This is a genomic window from Pseudomonas sp. Irchel 3E20 (genome assembly GCF_900187645.1).
Lineage (GTDB): Bacteria > Pseudomonadota > Gammaproteobacteria > Pseudomonadales > Pseudomonadaceae > Aquipseudomonas.
Map to the genome: position 1 here is coordinate 261,801 of NZ_FYEE01000005.1, position 22,774 is coordinate 284,574.

Here is a 22,774-nt window from a genome sequence, read left to right on the forward strand (position 1 = left end):
GCTGTAACGGCAAGGCCTGACTCTATTGAAAATCGCTGCCACGACCTGTCAGCACACCGAATCCTCTGATCGAGATACACAAGTGATCGAAAATCTACGCAACATCGCCATCATTGCTCACGTTGACCACGGTAAAACCACCCTGGTAGACAAACTCTTGCGTCAATCCGGCACCCTGGAGCGCAACGAGCTCAACGACGAGCGCGTGATGGACTCCAACGACCAGGAGAAAGAGCGCGGTATTACCATCCTGGCGAAAAACACCGCCATCAACTGGAACGGCTACCACATCAACATCGTGGACACCCCGGGCCACGCCGACTTCGGCGGTGAAGTAGAGCGTGTGATGTCGATGGTCGACTCCGTTCTGCTGCTGGTTGACGCACAAGACGGCCCTATGCCGCAAACCCGTTTCGTGACCAAGAAGGCTTTCGAAGCCGGCCTGCGTCCAATCGTGGTCATCAACAAGGTTGACCGTCCGGGCGCACGTCCGGACTGGGTTCTGGACCAGATCTTCGACCTGTTCGACAACCTGGGCGCCACCGAAGAACAGCTGGACTTCAAAGTCGTCTACGCCTCGGCCCTGAACGGCATTGCCGGTCTGGAACACACCGACATGGCCGAAGACATGACCCCGCTGTACCAGTCGATCGTCGACAACGTACCGGCGCCGACTGTTGACCGTGAGGGCCCGTTCCAGATGCAAATCTCGGCACTGGACTACAACAGCTTCCTGGGTGTTATCGGCGTTGGCCGTATCGCCCGTGGCAGCGTCAAGCCGAACACCCCGGTTGTGGCTATCGGCGCCGACGGCAAGAAGCGTAACGGCCGTATCCTGAAGCTGATGGGTCACCACGGCCTGCACCGCATCGACGTTGAAGAAGCCTTCGCCGGCGACATCGTGTGCGTCAGCGGTATGGACTCGCTGTTCATCTCCGACACCCTGTGCCAGCCAGACAATGTCGAGGCGATGAAGCCTCTGACTGTTGACGAGCCAACCGTTTCCATGACCTTCCAGGTCAACGACTCGCCTTTCTGCGGTAAAGAAGGCAAGTTCGTGACTTCCCGTAACATCAAGGAACGTCTGGACAAAGAGCTGCTGTACAACGTGGCACTGCGCGTTGAAGAAGGCGACTCGGCCGACAAGTTCAAGGTATCCGGCCGTGGTGAGCTGCACCTCTCGGTACTGATCGAAACCATGCGTCGCGAAGGCTTCGAAATGGGCGTTGGTCGTCCAGAAGTCATCATCCGTCAGGTTGACGGCGTGAAGCAGGAACCGTTCGAAAACGTCACCATCGACACCCCTGAAGAATCCCAGGGCAAGGTCATGGAAGAGATGGGCCTGCGTAAGGGCGACCTGACCAACATGGTGCCGGATGGCAAAGGCCGTGTGCGTCTGGAATACAACATCCCTGCTCGTGGTCTGATCGGTTTCCGTAACCAGTTCCTGACCCTGACCAACGGTGCTGGCATCCTGACCTCGATCTTCGATCGCTACGACACCATGAAGTCCGGCGACATGTCCGGCCGTCAGAACGGTGTTCTGGTATCGGTAGAAACCGGCAAGGCGCTGACCTACTCCCTGGAAACCCTCCAGGCGCGTGGCAAGCTGTTCGTTGAACACGGTCAAGAGATCTACAACGGTCAGATCGTTGGCTTGAACAGCCGTGACAACGACATGGGCGTCAACCCAACCAAAGGTAAGAAGCTCGACAACATGCGTGCTTCGGGTAAAGACGAAACCATCGCCCTGGTTCCACCTGTTCGCTTCACCCTGGAACAGGCCCTGGAATTCATCCAGGACGACGAACTGTGCGAAGTGACGCCTAAGTCGATCCGCCTGCGTAAGAAGATCCTGGACGAAGGCGAGCGTACCCGCGCTGCCAAGAAAGCCAAGAACTGAGTTAACTCAGGCTGAATGAAAAACGCCCCCGGTCGAAAGGCCGGGGGCGTTTTTTTATGCTTTGGATTTGTAGGCTGGGTTCAGGGCCTTATCGCGGGCAAGCCCGCTCCCACAGGGGCTGCATTTCGATTGTGGGCGCTCCGCTTGCCCGCGATAAGGCCTCTGAGGCGCCTCAGAACCGCTCAATTACCCGCGTGGTGGTCTGGCGCGCCACTTCTTTGGGCTTGTAGGCGCAGTACCCCGGGCGCGGGCCGATTTTCGGGTGGTTGCGGCAGGTGTCCGGGCGCTTGTCATAAATGGTGCACAGGCGGCTCTTACGATCCAGGTACAGGCAGTCGTTGTTGCTCATGCGCTGCAGGGTGAAGATCTCGGATTTCTGGTTGTAGCGCTCCACGATCCCTTCTTTTTGCAGGCGTTTGGCGATGTTCTTCGGCGGGTCGCCGCGCTCGAACTCATCGACTATGCCGATGCGGATCAGATCCTTGATCTTGACCTCCACCGGCAGCGTGCAGCAGCTGGACACGCAGGAGCCGCACATGGGCGCGGAGTATTTGGCCCAGGTATCGAGTCGGTCGATTTCCGCGGCGGCGATCAGGTTGGGCTTCATCATGTGGGGCTTTATACCGGCGTGTGCATCAGGGCGCGCGATCATACCGGGAGTGGTGGATTTTTGAACAACCTTTCGCCGGTTTTTTTCCATGACCGGCCTATTGGCGAGTTATTCGGCACGCGCCCTGCATCCCAGATGCTTATTCGGCCCCCCCTGACAGAAACTGCCGAACCAGAGCGCCCTGTGCCTGTCACACCGTCTAGGCTCAGACAATTTCATGCTCGCCCGAGGTCCTATTGATGACTCAAGAACCACTGGTTGTTCGCGAAGCAGACGTGGCCGCATTTCGCCAGGCTGTCCTGACCAAACTGACGTACGCCGTGGGCAAGGACCCGGATCACGCCTTCGACCACGACTGGTTCGAGGCCATTGCCCTGGCGGCGCGCGACCACATGGTCGAGCACTGGATGGACCACACCCGGCAGATCTACCGCAAGGGCCAGAAGCGCGTTTATTACCTGTCCCTGGAATTCCTCATCGGCCGCCTGCTTTACGACAGCCTGAGCAACCTGGGCCTGTTGGAAGTGGCGCGCGAAGCCCTGGGCGAACTCAACGTCGACCTGGAGCGCATCCGCCTGCTGGAACCGGACGCGGCGCTGGGCAACGGCGGCCTGGGGCGGTTGGCGGCGTGTTTCATGGAAAGCATGTCGACCCTGGGCATTGCCGCCCATGGCTACGGCATCCGTTATGAGCACGGCTTGTTCCGCCAGGCGATTGTCGATGGCTGGCAGCAGGAGCAGACCGAGCACTGGCTGGACTTCGGCAACCCGTGGGAGTTCGAGCGCCCGGAGGTGATCTACCCGATCGGCTTCGGCGGCGCCGTGGAAACGGTCGACGCCGACACCGACGAGCCGCGCCAGGTCTGGTGGCCGGCCGAAACCGTGCGCGCCGTGGCCTACGACACCCCGGTGGTGGGCTGGCGCGGCGCCAGCGTCAATACTTTGCGCCTGTGGCGCGCCCGGGCCATGGAAGACCTGCACCTGGAACGCTTCAATGCCGGCGACCACCTCGGCGCCGTGGCCGAGGTGGCGCGGGCCGAAAGCATCTCCCGGGTGCTTTACCCGGCCGACAGCACCGAAGCGGGGCAGGAACTGCGCCTGCGCCAGGAATACTTCTTCGTTTCGGCCTCGCTCCAGGACCTGCTGCGCCGCCACAAGAACATGCACGGCTCGGTGCTGAGCCTGGGCGAGCATGCCTCGATCCAGCTCAACGACACCCACCCCTCGATTGCCGTGGCCGAGTTGATGCGCCAATTGGTCGACCTGTACGAGATCCCCTGGGACCAGGCCTGGCAGGTCACGGTGCAAACCCTGTCCTACACCAACCACACCCTGCTGCCCGAGGCGCTGGAAACCTGGCCCGTGGGCCTGATGGAACGCATGCTGCCGCGGCACATGCAGATCATCTACCTCATCAACGCCCAGCACATCGACTCGCTGCGCGCCCAGGGCATCCATGACTTCGACCTGCTGCGCGCGGTGTCGCTGATCGAGGAAGACAACGGCCGCCGCGTGCGCATGGGCAACTTGGCGTTCCTCGGCTCCCACAGCGTCAACGGCGTGTCGGGCCTGCATACCCAACTGATGCGCAGCACCGTGTTCGCCCAGTTGCACGGGCTCTACCCGCAACGCATCAACAACAAAACCAATGGCATCACCTTCCGCCGCTGGCTGTACCAGGCCAACCCGCAACTCACCGCGTTGATGGTCCAAGCGCTGGGCCCGGACCTGCTCGACAGCGCCGAGCAGCGCCTGATCGAACTGGAACCGTTCGCCGAAAAAGCCAAATTTCGCAAGCAATTTGCCGAGCAGCGCCTGCACAGCAAGCGCGCCCTGGCGGAAATCGTCCTCGAACGCCTGGGCGTGGCGATCAACCCCGAGGCGCTGTTCGACGTGCAGGTCAAGCGCATCCACGAGTACAAGCGCCAACTGCTCAACCTGCTGCACACCGTGGCCCTGTACCAGGCGATCCGCGCCGAGCCGGGCGTGGACTGGGTGCCACGGGTGAAGATCTTTGCCGGCAAGGCCGCCGCCAGCTACCACCAGGCTAAGTTGATTATCAAACTGACCAACGACATCGCCCGCACCATCAACAACGACCCTACCGTGCGCGGCTTGCTCAAAGTGGTGTTCTTGCCCAACTACAACGTCAGCCTGGCCGAAAGCATCATCCCGGCGGCGGACCTGTCGGAGCAGATCTCCACCGCAGGCTTCGAGGCCTCGGGCACCAGCAACATGAAATTCGGCCTCAACGGCGCGCTGACCATCGGTACCCTGGACGGCGCCAACGTGGAAATGTGCGAGCGCATTGGCGCCGAGCACATGTTCATCTTCGGCCTCAGCGCCCAGCAGGTGGAACAGCGCAAGCGCGACGGCGCGTTCAACGCCGCGCCCGATATCGCCGCGTCCCGGCGCCTGGGCGACGTGCTCCAGGCCATCCGCAGCGGTGTGTTTTCCCACGACGACCCGGCGCGCTACACCGCATTGATCGATGGCCTGATCGATTACGATCGTTTCTTAGTGTGTGCAGATTTCGACGCCTATTGGGATGCCCAGGCGCGCGTCGAGGCCCTGTGGCACGACGCAGACGCCTGGTGGCGCTCGGCGGTGCTCAATAGCGCACGTATGGGGTGGTTTTCGTCCGACCGCACCATTCGCGAATACGCCACCGACATATGGAAAGCCATGGACTAGGCAAGCCCGGCGCGGCCGATATACTCAGCCCCACTGCGCCCCATGCTCCTGTACCCCTGCCCCTGAGTGGGAGCGGGCTCTGCCCGCGATAGCGGTCTGCCGGTCGGTGCAGAACATCGCGAACCACTAGGGATCTCACCATGCAATGGATGTTCATGCTCATCGGCCTGCTGCTGGGCTGGCTGCTCGACGAGGAGCCCGGCGAAGCCCTGGTCGGCGCATTGCTGGGCCTGGGCCTGGGCCAGGCCATCGTCCTCTCGCGCCTGGGCGCGCAAGCGGCAGTGCAGGGCCAGGCCTTGGCCGCGTTGGAGCAACGCCTGGCCCTGGTGGAAAGCCCGGCCGCCGACGTCCAAGCCCCCGCCCCCGCCCCAGTACCGGTAGAGCCTGAACCGGTAGAGCCTGAACCGGTCATGGCCGCTGCGCCCGAACCCACCGCGCCCGCCCAGGAACTGGTCTGGGAACTGCCCGCCGACCTGCCCACCGCCGAGCCAACCCCCGCCGACCCTTGGCAACCCGCGGCGCCACAGCAACCTGCGCCGCCGCGTACACCCAACCTGATCGACCGCGCCATCGCCTCGGCGCGCAACTGGCTGTTGGGCGGCAATACCGTGTTGCGGGTCGGGGTGCTGCTGTTGTTCCTCGGCCTGGCGTTCCTGCTGCGCTACGCCACCGAAGGCGTGGTGGTGCCACTGGAGTTGCGCTACGCCGGGGTGGCTGCCGTCGCCCTCGGCTTGCTGGGCCTGGGCTGGTGGCTGCGCCTGCGCAACCGCCAATACGCCGTGATGCTCCAGGGCGCGGGGATTGGCGTGCTCTATCTCACGGTGTTCGCAGCCATGCGCCTGCACCCGTTGATCGACCCGACCGCAGCCTTGGGCCTGCTGGTGGCGGTGACGGTCTTCTGCGCGATTCTGGCGGTCACCCAGGACGCCCTCGCCCTGGCGGCGGCCGCCGCACTGGGCGGCTTTGCCGCGCCCATCCTTACCTCCACCGGCGCCGGTAGCCACGTGGCGCTGTTCAGCTATTTCGCGTTGCTCAACACCGGCATCCTGGCCATCGCCTGGTTCAAGGCCTGGCGCCTGCTCAATGTGATCGGCTTCGTCGGCACCTTCGGCATCGGCCTGGCGTGGGGCCTGCGCGCCTACACACCGGAACTGCTGTGGAGCACCGAGCCGTTCCTGATTCTGTTCTTCCTGATGTACCTGGCCATTGGCTTGCTATTCACCCGCCGCAGGTTGCTGGAAATGCCCGGTGCCCCGGCCGATGACAGCCGTGCAGCGCTGTTGCAGTGGGCGGCGCGCAAGGGCGATTACGTCGACGGCACGCTGCTATTCGGCCCGCCGCTGGTGGGCTTCGGCTTGCAGTTCGCCTTGGTGCAGCACTTGGAGTTCGCGGCGGCGTTCAGCGCCCTGGCGCTGGGGATCGTCTACATGGCGCTGGCCCGGATGCTGGCGGGCGGGCGCGCCTTGTTGCTGAGCGAAACCTGCCTGGCGCTGGGGGTGATTTTCGCCAGCCTGGCCATCCCGCTGGGCTTGGATGCGCGCTGGACGTCCGCCGCTTGGGCGGTGGAGGGCGCCGGGATCGTCTGGCTCGGCCTGCGCCAACAGCGCGTCATGGCCCGCGCCTTCGCCTTGTTGCTGCAAGCGGGCGCGGCGCTGGCGTTTGTCAGCGAACTGCGGGGCGGCCAGACCAGCCTGCTCGACGCCCCGCCGTTGGGCGCGTTGCTGCTTGGGGTAGCGCTGCTGTTCAGCTTCTGGCAACTGCGCCGCGCCGCGCCCCCACAACGGGCCGTGTGGGAAGGCTGGTTGCTGCCGGGGCTGGCCGGCGCGGGGCTGGGCTTTGTGTACCTGTTGGCGCCGCTGTTGTTCCAGGTGCCCGGCACGACGATCGGCTGGGCGCTGCTGGGCCTGTTGAGTTTACTGGCGGGTTTGCGCCTGGCTTCGCGCACCGTTGTGGCGTGCGCGTTGGCGGTGCAGGTGGGCGCCGGGTTGATGTTCTTCGCGGCGTGGCTGGGGCGGGCGGCGGCGGAAGACGCCACGGTGCTGGCCCACGCCAGTTTCTGGGCGCCGCTGGCCTTGGGCCTGGCGGGGCTGATCGGGGCGTGGCGCCTGCATCGCCAAACCTTGGCCACGGCGTGGCAGCCGCTGGACCTACCGCGTTTGTCTGCCGCGTTGTCGTTGTGGGGCGCGCTCTGGTGGGCCCGGGCCTGGGCCAGCGAAATCCTGCGCTTTGCCCCGACTGACCTGCATACCGCGCTGCTACTGGTGGCACTGGCCCTGAGCATGGCGCTGTGGGCGTGGCTGGCGCTGCGGTTGCGCTGGCCGATGTTGGCCCTGCTGTGCACCGGGTGGGTGCCGGTGGCGGCAGTGGTGCTGGTCGCGGGCTACTTCGAGGGCTATCACCCGGCGGTGGACTTTGGTTGGCTGGCCTGGCCGCTGCTGTTCGCCGTGCATTTCCTCAGCCTGCGGCGCCTGGCGCCGATGTTGCCTGCCAGGGCCTTGAGCGCGGCCCATGTGCTGGGTTGCTGGCTGCTGATCGGCGTGTTGGCGCTGGAATTGCGCTACGCCATGGTGCTGATGGCCGAGCAGTACAACGCCTGGCGCTGGTTGGGCTGGGCGCTGTTGCCCAGCCTGTACCTGGTGCTGGCAGCGCTGCCCCGGGCCTGGCCGTGGCCGGTGTCGGCCTATGCCCGCGAGTACCGGGTGTACGCTGCGCTGCCGCTGGCGGGGTTGATGCTGGTGTGGTTCTGGCTGGCCAACGCCTTTAGCGCGGGCAACGCCGAGCCGCTGCCTTATGTGCCGCTGCTCAACCCGCTGGAGCTGGGCCTGTTGTTCGCTCTGTTCGGCGTGTACCTGTGGTCGCGCAGCGCGGCGGGCCAGTGGGGCCAGTGGGGCCTGCGCGCCGACCACGCACAGCGCCTGGGGCAATTGTTGGTGGGGGTGTCGCTGTTCGCGTTCTTCACCGCGCTGGTGATGCGCGGCGCCCATCAGTGGAGCGGCGTCCCCTTTGAGTTGGATGCGCTGTTGGCGTCGATGCGGGTGCAGGCCGGGTTGTCCATCGTCTGGACCCTCATGGCCCTGGGCTTGATGATCGGCGGCCATTTGCGCCATCGCCGCGAAGTCTGGCTGGTGGGTGCGGCCTTGATCGCGCTGGTGGTGGCCAAGCTGTTTTTTGTCGAACTGAGCAACCGTGGCGGGTTGGCCCGCATCGTCTCGTTTATCGGCGTCGGTGTGCTGTTGCTGGTGGTGGGCTACTTCGCGCCGCTGCCGCCCAAACGTGTGCAAACGCCCGCCAACGCGGGTAACGAAAAGCAAGGAGTGTCGTCTTGATTGCAACGCTGAACCGCGGATGGCTGGGCGCGCTGGGCCTGTGCCTGGCGCTGGCGGCCCAGGCCCAGGACCAACCCGGCGACTTCGCCACCCAAGTACCCCTGACCCTGAGCGGCGACGGCCCGTGGTACCGCCTCGAGTTGCCGCTGGCCGTGCAGATGCTGGCACGCCACAGCGACCTAGCGGACATGCGGGTGTTCAACGCCGCCGGTGAGCCGATGGCCTACGCGGTGGCCCGGGAGCCGGCGCAAACCCATGAACAGCGCAGCCTGCACGAGGTGAAATGGTTCCCGCTGTACAGCGCCGCCGACGCGGCCGAGGCCAAGCCCAGCGTGCGGGTGCAGTCGAACGCCAGCGGCACCTTGGTGCAAGTGGAGCCGTCCACTGAACTTGAGGCCGGCGAGGAAGTGCTGCGCGGTTGGCTGCTCGATACCAGTGCGGTCAAGGCACCGCTGGAGCAGTTGATCCTCGACTGGACCGATCGCGACGGCTTCCAGCGCTTCAGCATCGAGGCCAGCGACGACTTGCAGCGCTGGCGGGCCTGGGGCGAAGGGCAGGTGGCACGGCTGTCGTTCGCCGACGAGCGGGTCGAACAGCATGAAGTCAGCTTGCCCGGGCAACCGGCGCGCTACCTGCGCCTGCTGTGGAACGCCCCGCAAGCGGCGCCGGCGCTCACCTCGGTGCAAGTGCGCAGCACCAGCAGCACGCGCCTGCCGCAGCCGCTGGTGTGGTCGCAACGCCTGACCGGCAGCAGCGTCAAGGACGGCGAATACACCTGGCAACTGCCGGTGGCGCTGAGTGTCGAGCGCTTGCGCCTGGAAATGGGCGAAGCCAATACCCTGGCCCCGGTGCTGCTTTACGGGCGCCGCGACAGCAGCGCGCCGTGGTACTCGCTGGGGGGCGGTTTGTTGTATCGCCTGAGCCAGAACGGCCAAGACGTGGTGCAAGACCAACTGCAGTTGCCCGGGCAGGTTGTGCAGCAGCTCAAACTCGCGGTGGACGGCCGCGGCGGTGGCCTCGGCCTGGCCGCGCCGGCCCTGTACGTGGCGGTGCGCCCCAGCCAGGTGGTGTTCCTTGCGCGCGGTGCGGGGCCCTACACCCTGGCGCTGGGCAGCCCAACGGCGAAAGCGGCAAGCCTGGGCCTGGAAACCCTGATTCCCGATTACCGCCCCGAACGCCTGGCGACCCTCGGCCAGGCTCGGGTGGACGCCAGCGTGCCGGTCGCCAGCGCCCCGGTCGCCGGGCCACTGACCGAGCCGCTACCGATTGTCGCGGGCACCGACTGGAAAAAACTCAGCCTGTGGGCCGTCCTGCTGCTGGGTGTGCTGGCGCTGGCGGGTATGGCGTTCAGCCTGCTGCGCAAACAATAGGCCCGTGTGGCAGCGGGCCCTGCCCGCGATGGGGCCTGTATAGCCGCTGCCTCTCTATCGGCAGGCATGCCACCATCGCGGGCGGGCCCCGCATTCGGGCAAGGATGGTGGCGGCCGCCCAATCTGAACTCAATCCGCTGAATCTCGTCTGATAAGAGCAATTGCCCCCGCACTCGCGTTAAACTGCGCGGGTTTTTCGCCCCCCATCCTCCGGAGCCTTCCATGTCCCGCGTTACCCTGAGTCGCTATTTGATTGAGCAGACCCGCAGCAACAACACTCCTGCCGATCTGCGCTTCCTGATCGAGGTCGTGGCGCGCGCCTGCAAGGAAATCAGCCACGCCGTTTCCAAAGGCGCACTGGGCGGTGTTCTGGGCAGCATGGGCACCGAAAACGTGCAGGGCGAAGTGCAGAAAAAACTCGACGTGATTTCCAACGAAATCCTCCTCGAAGCCAACGAATGGGGCGGCCACCTGGCCGGCATGGCGTCCGAAGAAATGGACAACGCCTACCAGATCCCCGGCAAATACCCCAAAGGCGCGTACCTGCTGGTGTTCGACCCGCTGGACGGCTCGTCGAACATCGACATCAACGCGCCGGTCGGCACCATTTTCTCGGTGCTGCGTTGCCCCAACGAACACCTGAGCCAGAACGAAGCCCTGAACGAAAAGGCCTTTTTGCAGCCAGGCACCCAGCAGGTCGCCGCCGGTTACGCGATCTACGGCCCGCAGACCATGCTGGTGCTGACCCTGGGCGACGGCGTCAAAGGCTTCACCCTGGACCGCGAAATGGGCAGTTTCGTGCTGACCCACGAAGACATCACCATCCCGGCCGCGACCCAGGAATTTGCCATCAACATGTCCAACCAGCGCCACTGGGAAGCCCCGGTCCAGCGCTACGTCAGTGAACTGCTCGAAGGCGAGAGCGGCCCACTGAAGAAGAACTACAACATGCGTTGGGTTGCCGCGATGGTGGCTGACGTGCACCGCATCCTGACCCGCGGTGGCCTGTTCATGTACCCGCGCGACAGCCGCGAGCCGTCCAAACCCGGCAAACTGCGCCTGATGTACGAAGCCAACCCGATGTCGTTCCTCGTGGAACAGGCCGGCGGCGTGTCCACCGACGGCCACCAGCGCATCCTCGACATCCAGCCAGAAGGCCTGCACCAGCGGGTGGCGGTGTTCCTCGGTTCCAAAGAAGAAGTCGAGCGCGTTACGGCCTACCACAAGGAATAAACCATGACCGCGCCCTGGCAGCCGTTGCTTGAATGGTGGTTCGGTGAAGCCGAACAGCCCAACGCAGTGGCTGCACAGAAGGGCGGGTTATGGTTCGGCAAGCGTGACAGCCAGGACCTTGAAGCGCGCACGCGTTTCGCGGCCCTGGTGGAGCAGGCCCTGGCCGGCGAATTGACCGGGTGGACGCAATGTCCCGAGGGTTGGCTGGCCCAGGTGCTACTGCTCGATCAACTGCCACGCATGATCTTTCGCGACACCCCCAAAGCATTTTTCGGTGACCTGCGGGCCCAGGCCCTGGTGGCCCAAGGCATTGCCGCGGATTTCGACCGGCAATTGCCGCCGATCCGCCGCGTGTTCATCTACCTGGTGTTCGAACACTGCGAAAACCTGGCGGTGCAGAACGAAGCGGTTTCGCGCTTCAGCCAACTGCACGACCAACAACCGCCGCACGAGCGCGCCGTGTTCGCCAGCAACCTGGACTACGCCCAACGGCACCAGCAGGTGATCGCTCGGTTCGGGCGCTTCCCCCACCGCAACGACATCCTCGGGCGCGCAAGCACGCCTGAGGAAGTGGCGTTTCTGGCGGGGCCGGGGTCGCGCTTTTAGGCCAGGCTCGCTCCCACAATGGATAGCTTTTGTGTGGGAGCGAGCCTGCTCGCGATAGAGCCCTAACGCTCAGCTCAAATCCTGAAACTGCCCACCAAGTGCTTGAGCCGCGCCGCTTGTTGTTCCAAGTCGGCGCAGGCGCGCAGGGTGGCTTGCAGGTTCTCCACGCCTTCCTGGTTCAGGGTGTTGATTTCAGTGATATCGACGTTGATCGACTCCACCACCGAGGTCTGCTCTTCAGTGGCGGTGGCCACCGATTGGTTCATGCCGTCGATCTCGCCGATGCGCTGAGTCACGCTGACCAACCGCTCGCCGGCCTGGTTGGCGATGCCGACGCTGGTTTCGCTCTGGCGCTGGCTGTCGGTCATGATGCTGACCGCTTCGCGGGCGCCGACTTGTAGTTCCTCGATCATTGTCTGCACTTGCTGCGCCGAGTCCTGGGTGCGGTGCGCGAGGTTGCGCACTTCATCGGCGACTACCGCGAAGCCACGCCCGGCCTCACCGGCGCGGGCCGCCTCGATGGCGGCGTTGAGGGCCAGCAGGTTGGTTTGCTGGGAAATGCTGGTGATGACTTCCAGGATCTGCCCGATGTTCACCGTGTGGCTGTTGAGGGTTTCGATGTTGCCGCACGAATCGCTGATTTTCGCCGACAGTTGCTGCATTGCGCCGATGGTCTTGTCCACCACTTGCTGGCCGTCCTCGGCCAGGCTGCGCGCCTCGCTGGAGTGCTGGGAGGCGAGGGCGGCGTTCTGGGCGATTTCCTGGGCCGCGGCGCCGAGCTGGTTGATGGCCGCCGCGACGCTGCTGGTGCGCGAGGCCTGCTGGTCGGAGTTGAGCATCGACGAGTTGGAGGCGCTGACCACCCGCACTGCCACTTCGTTGACCTGGCCGGTGGCCGAGGCCACTTCGCGGATCGAGCTGTGGATGCGTTCCACGAAGCGGTTGAACGACACCCCCAGCGTGCCGAACTCGTCGTGGCCGTGAATGGTCAGGCGCCGGGTCAGGTCACCTTCGCCTTCGGCAATGTCGTGCATGGCGCGGCCCATGGTCAGCAGCGGCTGCATCAGCAGGCGGATCAGCATGCTCAGCAAAGCGATGATGATGACCACCGCAATCACCATGGCGATGATGGCCGAAGTGCGGAACTCGCCAAGCATGGCGAACGCGGTGTTTTGGTCGAGCACCAGGGCCACGTACCAATCGGCGGACGGCACGCCTTTGACCGGGGTGAGGGCGATGAATTGCGCCTGGCCATCCACCTCGACTTCCTGCAAACCGCTGCGCAGCGCAGGCGTGGCGGCGGGGTAGAGTTCGGCCAAGGTCTTGAGCTGCAACTTGCTGTCCGGGTGGATCAACACTTTGCCTTGGGCGTTGACGATAAAGGCGTGGCCGTGACCGTCGAAGTCCAGGGAGTTGATGATGGCGCTGACGCTGCTCAGGTCGATGTCCGCGCCGCTGACGCCGATGGTTTGGTTCTGGTACTGCACCGGGGTGGCGACGGTGATGACCAGTTTGCCCGAAGAAGCCGAGACGTAGGGTTCGGTGACGATGGTTTGCCCGGCGCCAATGGCGGCTTTGTACCAGCCGCGTACGCGCGGGTCGTAGTCGGCTGGGCGGTTGCCGGTAGGCACCGAGGTCATCGCGCCGTCCTGGCCACCGAAGTAGCTGAGCTGGAAATTGCTGGTGTAGGCGGGCAGGCCGATGCTGCGTGCCAGGTTTTGTGGGGTGGCGCCTTCTACGCCGATCTGCTGGGCCAGGGATTGGGCCAGTTGGATGCGGCCTTCCAGCCAGGTCTGGATATTGCCGGTGGTCAGGCTGCCCAGTTCCTGCATCGAGGTTTCGGTACTGGCGCGCAGGCTCTGGCGCTGGCGGTAATCGTTGAACAGGATGAAGCAGGCGAAGGCCACAGCGACCACCAGGGCGGCGGCCAGGAGGATCTTGTGGCTGAATTTCATGTTTCGGGTCATGGAGGTTTACTACCGCAAAGGCTGGTCGGCGAGAGGGGGGAGGCAATTTGCCACACTGCGGGGGCTTGTGCTGCTTCTATGTCGTCTGGCGGGCGGTAAAGGTGAGGGGTTTTTCGGCAAAACCGACGAAATGTTCGCAGCCCTCAGGAAGTGGCTGATTTATTTGGCAAATGAAGACGTTACCGTTCAAGAAATACCCAGTTACACGGGGAACCAGATGGGGGTTTTCTCTTCTAAGCTTCTGGTTGGCAGCCATGCCTCCCCCTTTCGCCCCAGGAGTTCCACCATGTCGTTGCGATCTATCGCGTTGCTGGCGTTTTGCGTGTTGTTGGCCGCATGCAGCAAGGTCAATCAGGAAAACTACTCGAAACTGTCGGCGGGCATGCCCAAGGCCGAGGTCGAATCCCTGCTGGGCAAACCCACCGACTGTTCCGGCGCCCTGGGCATGTCCAGTTGCACCTGGGGCGACAAAAACAGCTTTATCAGCGTGCAGTACGCCGGTGACAAAGTGTTGATGTTCTCCGGGCAAGGCCTGAAGTAAATCCGGGGCCTGGCGCCCACGGGAGAAGAATAATGATGCGGTTAGTAATAGCTCTTATGGCCGGCCTGGCTTTGGCCGGTTGCGCCACTTCTGGCGATGACGGGTTGGCGCCCAAGACCGTCAACCAGGTTGACCTCAAGCGTTACCAAGGGGCCTGGTATGAACTGGCGCGCCTACCCATGTACTTCCAGCGCAACTGCGCGCAGTCCGAAGCCCATTACAGCCTCAAGCCCGACGGCAACGTCGCGGTGCTCAACCGCTGCCTGACCCAGGACTGGCAATGGGAAGAAGCCCGGGGCACGGCCTCGCCGCAAGTGCCGGGCAAGACCGACAAGCTGTCGGTTGAGTTCGACACCTGGTTCAGTAGGCTGCTGCCGGGTGTGGCCAAGGGCGACTACTGGGTGCTGTACGTCAGCGACGACTACAAGACCGCCATCGTCGGCAGCCCGAGCCGTCGCTACCTGTGGCTGCTGTCGCGGACCCCGGAAATCAACGCGGTCAAGCGTGAAGACCTGCTCAGCCGCGCCCGCCAGCAAGGCTACGACACCACCCGCCTGATCTGGCGCGTCTCGGACCGGCAGATGGCCAAGACCTCGCATTGAGCGAAGAACCCCACCGTCGTAGCAAGCCCGCTTGCTACACAGGGCGTGGGTTCAACCCAGCAACTGCCTCAACACCTGGGTAAAGGCGCGGCGGCTGTCCTCTTCCCCTGCATGATGCCCATCACGGATCACCCACAGCCCATTGACCATCACATCCCGCACCTGGCGGTCGCCGCCGGCGAATAGCCAGCGGTTGAGGATGCCGTCGCCGTCCGCAGTCGCCAGATACGGGTCGTTGCCGTCCAGCACCAGCCAGTCGGCGCGCTTGCCCACGGCCAGGGCGCCGATGTTCTGCCCCAGGGCCTGGGCGCCGCCGTCCAGGGCCGCGTCGTAAAGGGTGCGCCCGACCATCGGTTGGTCGGCGCGATACAGGCGGTTGCGGCGTTGGTCGCGCAGGCGTTGGCCGTACTCCAGCCAGCGCAATTCCTCCACCACGCTCAACGACACATGGCTGTCGGAGCCAATACCCATGCGCCCGCCTTGGGCGAGGAAGTCCACGGCCGGGAAAATCCCGTCGCCCAGGTTGGCCTCAGTGGTCAGGCACAAACCGGCAATGGCCTGGCTCTTGGCCATCAAGCTGACTTCCTGCGGGTTGGCGTGGGTGGCGTGGACCAGGCACCAGCGCTCATCGACCTCAGTGTTTTCGTACAACCATTGCAGCGGGCGCAAGCCGCTCCAGGCCAGGCAATCGTCGACTTCCTTTTGCTGCTCGGCGATGTGGATATGCACCGGGCACTGCTTGTCGCTGGCCGCCAGTACTTCGCTGATTTGCTGCGGCGTGACTGCCCGTAGGGAGTGGAAGCACAGGCCCAGGGCCTGCGCCGGCTTCGCGGCGAGCAGCGGTTGCAGGCTTTGCTGCAGCCGGAGGTAGCGCTCGGTGCTGTTGATGAAACGCCGCTGCCCGTCATTCGGCGCCTGGCCGCCAAAGCCTGAGTGGCTGTAGAGCACCGGCAGCAGGGTCAGGCCGATACCGGCGGCGCTGGCGGCCTGGCTGATTTGCAGCGACAGCTCGGCCGGGTTGGCATAGGGCTGGCCATCCTGGTTGTGGTGCACGTAGTGGAACTCGGCTACTGAGGTGTAGCCGGCCTTGAGCATTTCGATGTACAGCTGGCGGGCGATTACCCCCAGTTGCTCGGGGCTGATCTTGCCGACGAGGCGGTACATCAAATCGCGCCAGGTCCAGAAACTGTCGTTGGGGTTACCTGCCACTTCCGCCAGCCCGGCCATGGCGCGCTGGAACGCGTGGGAGTGCAGGTTGGGCATCCCCGGCAGCAGCGGCCCGCGCAGGCGCTCGGCGCCGTCGGCACTGGCCTGGCTCTGGATATGGGTCAGCACGCCGTCGGCGCTGACCTCAAAGCGAACATCGTTGGCCCAGCCACTGGGCAGCAGTGCGCGTTCGGCAAAGAAGGCGGACATGGTTCAAAACCCCATCGTGATTATTTGTATATACATATACAGACGTTTGCCTGCCCGGTAAACTCCGGCAAGCTAGCAGCCTTTAATCATTCACAAGGATTTCCTGTGCCGACTCCGCCTGCCGTTTCCCCGCTGGCCGCCCAAATGGGTGACAGTCCGGCGCCCTTGTACGCCCGCGTCAAGCAGATGATTACCCAGCAGATCGAAAGCGGAAACTGGCCGCCCCATTACCGCGTGCCGTCCGAGAGCGAACTGGTCAGCCAACTGGGTTTCAGCCGCATGACCATCAACCGCGCCCTGCGCGAGATGACGGCCGATGGCCTGCTGGTGCGCATGCAAGGGGTCGGTACGTTCGTCGCCGAGCCCAAGAGCCAGTCCGCGTTGTTTGAAGTGCACAACATCGCCGATGAGATCGCCTCGCGCGGCCATCGCCACACCTGCAAGGTCGTCACCCTGGGCGAAGAGGCCGCCGGCTCCGAGCGCGCCGTGGCCCTGGACATGCGTGAAGGGCAGAAGGTGTTCCACTCGCTGATCGTGCATTACGAGAACGACATCCCGGTGCAAATCGAGGACCGTTTCGTCAACGCCCTGGTCGCGCCGGACTACCTCGCCCAGGACTTCACCCTGCAAACCCCCTACGCCTACCTGAATCAGGTTGCGCCACTGACCGAAGGCGAGCACGTGGTCGAAGCCATCCTCGCCGACCCCCAGGAATGTGCGCTGCTGCAAATCGAGCCGGGCGAACCGTGCCTGCTGATCCGCCGCCGCACCTGGTCGGGCCGCCAACCCGTGACGGCGGCGCGCCTGATCCACCCCGGCTCCCGTCATCGCCTGGAAGGGCGTTTTCACAAATAAATGAAAAGAAGAGCACCCCATGAGCCACCTGAAGGTTCTGCGCGCGGCTGACTATCCGCGCATGCCCTGGAAAAACGGCGGTGGCAGCACCGAAGAAATCACCCGCGACGCCGGCACCGGCCTGGACGGCTTCGGCTGGCGCCTATCGATTGCCGACATCGGCGAGTCGGGCGGGTTTTCCACCTTCAACGGTTACCAACGCATCATCACTGTGCTGCAAGGCGCAGGCATGGTCCTCACCGTCGACGGCCAGGCCACCCGGCCACTGCGCCCCCTGGACCCCTTCGCCTTCAGCGGCGCCAGCGAAGTTGCCTGCACCTTGCTTGAGGGGGCGATCCGCGATTTCAACCTGATCTACGCCCCCCAGCGCTACCACGCCCGTTTGCAGTGGCTGAGCGGCGAGCAGCGGTTCTTCAGCTCGGCAGGCACCGTGCTGGTGTTCAGCGTGAGTGAAAACCTGGAACTGACCGTGGTGGGGAACCGCGAGCATCTGGGGCGTCATGACTGCCTGCAAGTGGACGGTAATGTTGAGTTGTTGGAGATCGCCAGCGACGGTGCGTGCTGCATCATCGAACTGACCCCAGCCTGATCCGGGTTCAAGCACCCGCCCATGGCAGGTGCAACCTGGCGTAGTCCACTTCCCACCAATCGCGTCCGTTTGGTCTGATTTCGCGCAATAAATTGCTTCGCTAGCATCGCGTTTTGTCCTGCGCGAGTGCGTGCCATGCCGCCATCCTCTCCCCCAGAACCCACTGTCCCCGCCGACAACATGCGCGTCGCCCTGGCGTACATTACCGGCGCCCCGGAAAAACTCTTCGACGCCAGTGTCGATACCGCCCTTTGGGTGTGGGAGGCGATCCAGGGGGATTTCAACCAGGACCGCAGCACCGGGCAAATCGCCTTCGACGCGGCGGTCTCCATGGTGCCCTTGGTAGACCAGGTCTGCGACATGCGCGATTTGGTCGCCAACTGCCGCGAACTGCAAAAAGACCAAAGCAACACCTGGGCCTGGGTCGGCCTGTGCCTGACCCTGATCGGCCTGTTTCCGGTGCTCGGTTCCCTGGTCAAGGGCGTGCTGAAAATCTTCTTCCTGTTCATCCGCCGCTCGGGCGGCCATGCCGTGGAGAAGGCCGTGGACGAGGCGATGACCTGGGTCATCACCCTGCTGCGTAAAAAGGAAGTGGTGAAGTACTGGCGTGGCCTGGAGTGGGGCCAAGTGTTCAAGGAACTGGCTGACGCCATCAAGAAGGTGCGCAACCAGATAGACGTCTTGAGGTTGCTGCACGCCTTCGACCGGGGCATTGCCCTGCTCAACACCCTACTGGGCAAAGTCAAATACGTCCCCGGGGCCGCCGCCAAGGCCGAGCAAACCCTGAACATGGTCAAGGCCGTGCGCCTACAGGCCAATGCCCATATCGGCAAAGCGCTACAACCGATACGCGACGCCCTCGACATCGTGATCCGCCGGCTGGAAATGGAAGACCTGATGCAGCATCGGGCGATCCTGAACACGGTGAATGTGCACTTTCACGGCGGATTGCCCGAGGCGCGGGCGGTGAAATTGATGCGGGATGCGAAGCCGTTGCCGGGGTGGTTGAGTCGGGGGAAGCCGGGGGTGTTTAGTCCCGTCGATCCGAAGGACTACATAGACGAGGTAAACAGAAGAGCCGCCCAAGGATTTCCGCGCCTCGATGATAAGCAGATCCAAACCTTCGCCAAGGGCTTGGAGGCGGATGAACTCAAAGGCCCCCAACGCCTTTACCGCATCTTAGGCCCCGGCAGTGTCGCCAGTGCCCAGGACTGGGTCACGGAAGCCGTGTTCAAACAAATCATGGATTCAGCCAACCCCAAGTCTGCCTGGCGCAAGTACCTGGCGGTGTGGCCGGACTGGAACGTCAATGGCCAGTTCGTGGTGTACGACCTCAAGGCCGGGGAAACCCTCAAGGTCTGGAAAGGCCCCGCGGCGTCCCAGGTCAAGGATGGGGAAGTCGAACTAGGTGACCTTTATCTGGAGGGCGGCTGGGAGCAACTCAAGTTCGATGCCAAGTTCATCCGCAACAGCGCCGGCGAAAGCACCGCTGAAGCCTTCGACACCCTGACCTACTACCGCGTGGATCGCCAGACCGGTCGCATGGAACCTGCCCCGGACATGAACTACGAGCGTTACAAGAACCTTTCGGCAGAAGAGCAGGAGTTCTATGAGTGCCTGCGCGAAAAAATCAATCACCCCGCCATCAGCGGCCCCTTTGATACCGCCTGGGGCATGACCGACTTTGATGCCCAACTTAATAACGTGCGCCTCGGCCTGCCCAACTTGCCCGGCCAAGTAACGGAGTTTAAAAAATGAATCCGCTTTATCCGATGACCCCGACTTATCACCTGTCGCTTTGGCAAAAACGCCAAGCGGCGATGCTCTATTACTACTCGTCGCAAAGTTACCTGGACGCGTTGTTGCCGAAGATCGAAGAGTTGATCGTTATGGCCGAGATGCTTTTAGAACGCCGTTCGATTCTCGACCCCCTGATGGTCAGCGAACGCTGGGGCGTGCGCGATACCGCAGCCAACTGGAGCACCGGCGGTTTTCCAGCCTTGATTGCCTACAGGCAAAGCACGATGTGGCATATGGCCAAGCGCGTCGACCAGTGCTACGGCATCACGGGAACCAATCAATGCGCCCATATGCTGGGCGAGTTCTCGATGCAATGGGCCACCGCAGAACAGGAGAAAGCGTTTCGCGAGCGGGCCAACGAGGTGTTTTCCTACGGTTTTATGATTGACGGAGTTATGAAACGCAACTGGAGCGATTTAACTTTCTGGATTATTTGGCAGGAACTCAAAGAACAATTTCCTCGTTTGCCGAAATTCAAAGTGCATATGGATATTGAAGGTAAAACCGGGGAAGTTCCGCCACGTACCGGTGTTTATGTCTCTCAGGATGATCCTCTGGGTGCCCTGCAATTTGCCTGGACCGGAGGCGGCGAAGGTATGTGGAAAACGCTGGAAGAATGCAAAACGTTCAATGATATAGGCCTGGACGCCTTGAAAACCTTGGGACGCGCAGGCTTGTGGGGCGATGAAAACGGACTTGCAAGGTTCATTGAGCAATCGCCCTATAAAGGCGTCTTTAAAGAGTCGTACTTCTACGCTCGTACCCGAGTACAAGTTCACTCTTTCACCGAACGCCCCTGCAAGTGGTACTTCGTCGAACTTCTCGAAGGCGAGTTTGAAGACAGCGACCCCGACGCCATGGCCGACGCGCCCGGCAGCGAGCCGCAGCACCCGCCGCGCAAAGCCAGCGGCGAGCCGTGCCCCCACGCCGGTTGGTGGTTCAGCCCCGCCCGTGAAGGTTCGCGGCAGTATTTCCGTGATGGCGCAATTTTTCCCAAGCTGGAAGGCGACTACGGCTACACCTTCTGGCTCTGGAGCCCGGATCAGTCCAGGCCAACACTTTGATCGTTCACCGCCATTGCGTTTACCTGCTACCTCGCCCTTCTCGGTTGTTACTGAACGCCCCATTCGGGGGCGTTTCCTTGCTTCGGTAACAACGTGTTCGTCGTTGTTGATTTCTCTTGTCGTGCTCTGAATTTCTCAGACTCCCTTGATCCACGGGCTCTACAACCCTGCCCAGAACTTTTCTGAAGCTCGGATTTGCAAGTTGGCCGCATGATTGCATATGCTTGTATGTACAAGTAAAGACGTATGCGTATGAGTCGCGCCGACTCAACCATCGTCCCCTGATTCGCCGTTGTGCAGTGGTTGCGCACTGGCTTGCTCGCCCGCCGCCCGGGTTGGTTTGGATTGATTGCTGAGGAGTTTTTTCGTGTCTGACAATAGCCAAAAGCCTACGAAGTACCGTGACGTTGAAATCCGCGCCGCCCGCGGCAACACGCTGACCGCCAAGAGCTGGTTGACCGAAGCGCCGCTGCGCATGCTGATGAACAACCTCGACCCGCAAGTGGCCGAGAACCCCAAGGAACTGGTGGTGTACGGTGGCATTGGCCGCGCGGCGCGCAACTGGGAGTGCTACGACAAAATCGTCGAGAGCCTGACCAACCTCAACGACGACGAAACCCTGCTGGTGCAATCGGGTAAACCGGTCGGCGTGTTCAAAACCCACAGCAATGCCCCGCGCGTGTTGATCGCCAACTCCAACCTGGTGCCGCACTGGGCGAGCTGGGAGCACTTCAACGAACTCGACGCCAAGGGCCTGGCCATGTACGGCCAGATGACCGCCGGCAGCTGGATCTACATCGGCAGCCAGGGGATCGTCCAGGGCACCTACGAAACCTTCGTCGAGGCCGGTCGCCAGCATTACGACGCCAACCTCAAGGGCCGTTGGGTGCTGACCGCAGGCCTGGGCGGCATGGGGGGCGCGCAGCCGTTGGCCGCAACCCTGGCCGGCGCGTGCTCGCTGAACATCGAGTGCCAGCAGGTGAGCATCGATTTCCGCCTCAGCAGCCGTTACGTCGATGAGCAAGCCAGCGACCTCGACGACGCCCTGGCGCGCATTGCCAAGTACACCAAGGAAGGCAAGGCCATCTCCATCGCGCTGCTGGGCAACGCCGCCGAGATCCTGCCGGAACTGGTCAAGCGCGGCGTGCGCCCGGACATGGTCACTGACCAGACCAGCGCCCACGACCCGCTCAACGGCTACCTGCCTGCCGGTTGGACCTGGGACGAATACCGCGCCCGCGCCAAGACCGAGCCGGCTGCCGTGGTCAAGGCCGCCAAGCAGTCTATGGCCGTCCACGTCAAGGCGATGCTGGATTTCCAGAAAATGGGCGTGCCGACCTTCGACTACGGCAACAACATCCGCCAGATGGCCCAGGAAGAGGGTGTGGAAAATGCCTTCGACTTCCCCGGTTTCGTTCCGGCCTACATCCGCCCACTGTTCTGCCGTGGCATCGGCCCGTTCCGCTGGGCGGCGCTGTCGGGTGACCCGCAAGACATCTACAAAACCGACGCCAAGGTCAAGGAGCTGATCCCGGACGATGCCCACCTGCACAACTGGCTGGACATGGCCCGCGAGCGCATCGCCTTCCAGGGCCTGCCGGCGCGGATCTGCTGGGTGGGCCTGGGCCAGCGCGCCAAGTTGGGCCTGGCGTTCAACGAAATGGTGCGCAGCGGTGAGCTGTCGGCGCCGATCGTGATCGGCCGCGACCACCTGGACTCCGGCTCCGTAGCCAGCCCGAACCGCGAAACCGAATCGATGCAGGACGGTTCCGACGCCGTGTCCGACTGGCCGCTGCTCAACGCCCTGCTCAACACCGCCAGCGGCGCGACCTGGGTCTCACTGCACCACGGCGGCGGCGTCGGCATGGGCTTCTCCCAGCATTCGGGCATGGTCATCGTGTGTGATGGCACCGACGAAGCGGCCGAGCGGATCGCGCGCGTGCTGCACAACGACCCGGCCACAGGCGTGATGCGCCACGCGGATGCGGGCTATCAGATCGCCATCGATTGCGCCAAGGAACAGGGCCTGAACCTGCCGATGATTACTGGCTAAAGGCCGCGCTTTATTTGCCCGCCAGGCTGGCGTGCCGGAAACTGCACGCCATTGTTTATCGCGGGCGCTGCCTCAAGCCCCACCGCATCGTTGTCGTAGGTAGAAAACGGGTTTGCGTAGCGGCCCTAAAAAGCGAAGGAGCGCTA

Annotated in this window: 16 protein-coding genes and 1 pseudogene; 13 read left to right on the forward strand and 4 right to left on the reverse strand. The window is 63.3% G+C overall.

What is annotated here, in order from left to right; translation table 11 throughout:
• Nucleotides 1–82: 82 nt before the first annotated feature.
• Entirely contained in the window at nt 83–1,903 is a 1,821-nt protein-coding gene (typA, locus tag CKW13_RS12100; RefSeq protein ID WP_095108846.1) for a translational GTPase TypA, read from the forward strand.
• Nucleotides 1,904–2,075: 172 nt separating this feature from the next.
• Here typA and CKW13_RS12105 read toward each other — a convergent pair whose 3' ends face one another.
• Nucleotides 2,076–2,513, reverse strand: a complete 438-nt coding sequence (locus CKW13_RS12105) for a YkgJ family cysteine cluster protein (protein WP_095108847.1) — start codon at nt 2,511–2,513, stop codon at nt 2,076–2,078.
• Nucleotides 2,514–2,752: 239 nt separating this feature from the next.
• On the opposite strand from CKW13_RS12105, the gene CKW13_RS12110 reads away from it, so the two are divergent.
• The 5 genes from CKW13_RS12110 to CKW13_RS12130 all read left to right on the forward strand — a co-directional run bounded on the left by CKW13_RS12110 (nt 2,753) and on the right by CKW13_RS12130 (nt 11,741).
• The gene (locus CKW13_RS12110; RefSeq protein WP_095108848.1) at nt 2,753–5,206 is read left to right on the forward strand and encodes a glycogen/starch/alpha-glucan phosphorylase; all 2,454 of its coding nucleotides are present in this window, start codon (nt 2,753–2,755) and stop codon (nt 5,204–5,206) included.
• Nucleotides 5,207–5,346: 140 nt separating this feature from the next.
• On the forward strand, nt 5,347–8,532 hold the full coding sequence (locus CKW13_RS12115; RefSeq protein WP_095108849.1) for a DUF2339 domain-containing protein: 3,186 nt from the start codon (nt 5,347–5,349) through the stop codon (nt 8,530–8,532).
• Nucleotides 8,529–9,902: a DUF3999 domain-containing protein gene (locus CKW13_RS12120; protein ID WP_095108850.1), complete on the forward strand. Its 1,374-nt coding sequence runs from the start codon at nt 8,529–8,531 to the stop codon at nt 9,900–9,902. The genes CKW13_RS12115 and CKW13_RS12120 overlap by 4 nt, the downstream gene beginning before the upstream one ends.
• 222 nt (nt 9,903–10,124) lie before the next feature.
• Nucleotides 10,125–11,135, forward strand: coding sequence for a class 1 fructose-bisphosphatase (locus CKW13_RS12125; protein WP_095108851.1), 1,011 nt, complete (start codon nt 10,125–10,127; stop codon nt 11,133–11,135).
• Nucleotides 11,136–11,138: 3 nt separating this feature from the next.
• The gene (locus CKW13_RS12130; RefSeq protein WP_095108852.1) at nt 11,139–11,741 is read left to right on the forward strand and encodes a DUF924 family protein; all 603 of its coding nucleotides are present in this window, start codon (nt 11,139–11,141) and stop codon (nt 11,739–11,741) included.
• A gap of 74 nt (nt 11,742–11,815) precedes the next feature.
• Here CKW13_RS12130 and CKW13_RS25010 read toward each other — a convergent pair whose 3' ends face one another.
• Complete coding sequence (locus CKW13_RS25010; protein ID WP_371856232.1) at nt 11,816–12,580, reverse strand: methyl-accepting chemotaxis protein; 765 nt, start codon at nt 12,578–12,580, stop codon at nt 11,816–11,818.
• A gap of 93 nt (nt 12,581–12,673) precedes the next feature.
• Nucleotides 12,674–13,708 (reverse strand): annotated as a pseudogene (locus tag CKW13_RS25015) (cache and HAMP domain-containing protein); the annotation flags it as partial.
• 286 nt (nt 13,709–13,994) lie between these two features.
• On the opposite strand from CKW13_RS25015, the gene CKW13_RS12140 reads away from it, so the two are divergent.
• Together CKW13_RS12140 and CKW13_RS12145 are read left to right on the forward strand one after the other, a co-directional pair.
• Nucleotides 13,995–14,249, forward strand: a complete 255-nt coding sequence (locus CKW13_RS12140; RefSeq protein ID WP_095108854.1) for a hypothetical protein — start codon at nt 13,995–13,997, stop codon at nt 14,247–14,249.
• Between the two features lie 32 nt (nt 14,250–14,281).
• Nucleotides 14,282–14,851, forward strand: a complete 570-nt coding sequence (locus CKW13_RS12145; protein WP_095108855.1) for a lipocalin family protein — start codon at nt 14,282–14,284, stop codon at nt 14,849–14,851.
• A gap of 51 nt (nt 14,852–14,902) precedes the next feature.
• On the opposite strand, the gene CKW13_RS12150 is transcribed toward CKW13_RS12145, so the two are convergent.
• On the reverse strand, nt 14,903–16,267 hold the full coding sequence (locus tag CKW13_RS12150) for a formimidoylglutamate deiminase (RefSeq protein ID WP_095108856.1): 1,365 nt from the start codon (nt 16,265–16,267) through the stop codon (nt 14,903–14,905).
• A gap of 144 nt (nt 16,268–16,411) precedes the next feature.
• Between CKW13_RS12150 and hutC the strand changes: the two genes are divergently transcribed.
• The 5 genes from hutC (at nt 16,412) to hutU (ending at nt 22,628) form a co-directional block, all read left to right on the forward strand.
• The gene (hutC, locus tag CKW13_RS12155) at nt 16,412–17,122 is read left to right on the forward strand and encodes a histidine utilization repressor (RefSeq protein WP_176465098.1); all 711 of its coding nucleotides are present in this window, start codon (nt 16,412–16,414) and stop codon (nt 17,120–17,122) included.
• A 19-nt stretch (nt 17,123–17,141) separates the two neighbouring features.
• On the forward strand, nt 17,142–17,711 hold the full coding sequence (locus CKW13_RS12160) for a HutD family protein (RefSeq protein ID WP_095108858.1): 570 nt from the start codon (nt 17,142–17,144) through the stop codon (nt 17,709–17,711).
• A 135-nt stretch (nt 17,712–17,846) separates the two neighbouring features.
• The gene (locus CKW13_RS12165) at nt 17,847–19,469 is read left to right on the forward strand and encodes a hypothetical protein (RefSeq protein ID WP_095108859.1); all 1,623 of its coding nucleotides are present in this window, start codon (nt 17,847–17,849) and stop codon (nt 19,467–19,469) included.
• Nucleotides 19,466–20,575, forward strand: coding sequence for a hypothetical protein (locus CKW13_RS12170; RefSeq protein WP_141233974.1), 1,110 nt, complete (start codon nt 19,466–19,468; stop codon nt 20,573–20,575). The genes CKW13_RS12165 and CKW13_RS12170 overlap by 4 nt, the downstream gene beginning before the upstream one ends.
• Before the next feature lie 367 nt (nt 20,576–20,942).
• The gene (hutU, locus tag CKW13_RS12175; RefSeq protein WP_095108861.1) at nt 20,943–22,628 is read left to right on the forward strand and encodes a urocanate hydratase; all 1,686 of its coding nucleotides are present in this window, start codon (nt 20,943–20,945) and stop codon (nt 22,626–22,628) included.
• The last annotated feature ends 146 nt before the right edge of the window (nt 22,629–22,774 follow it).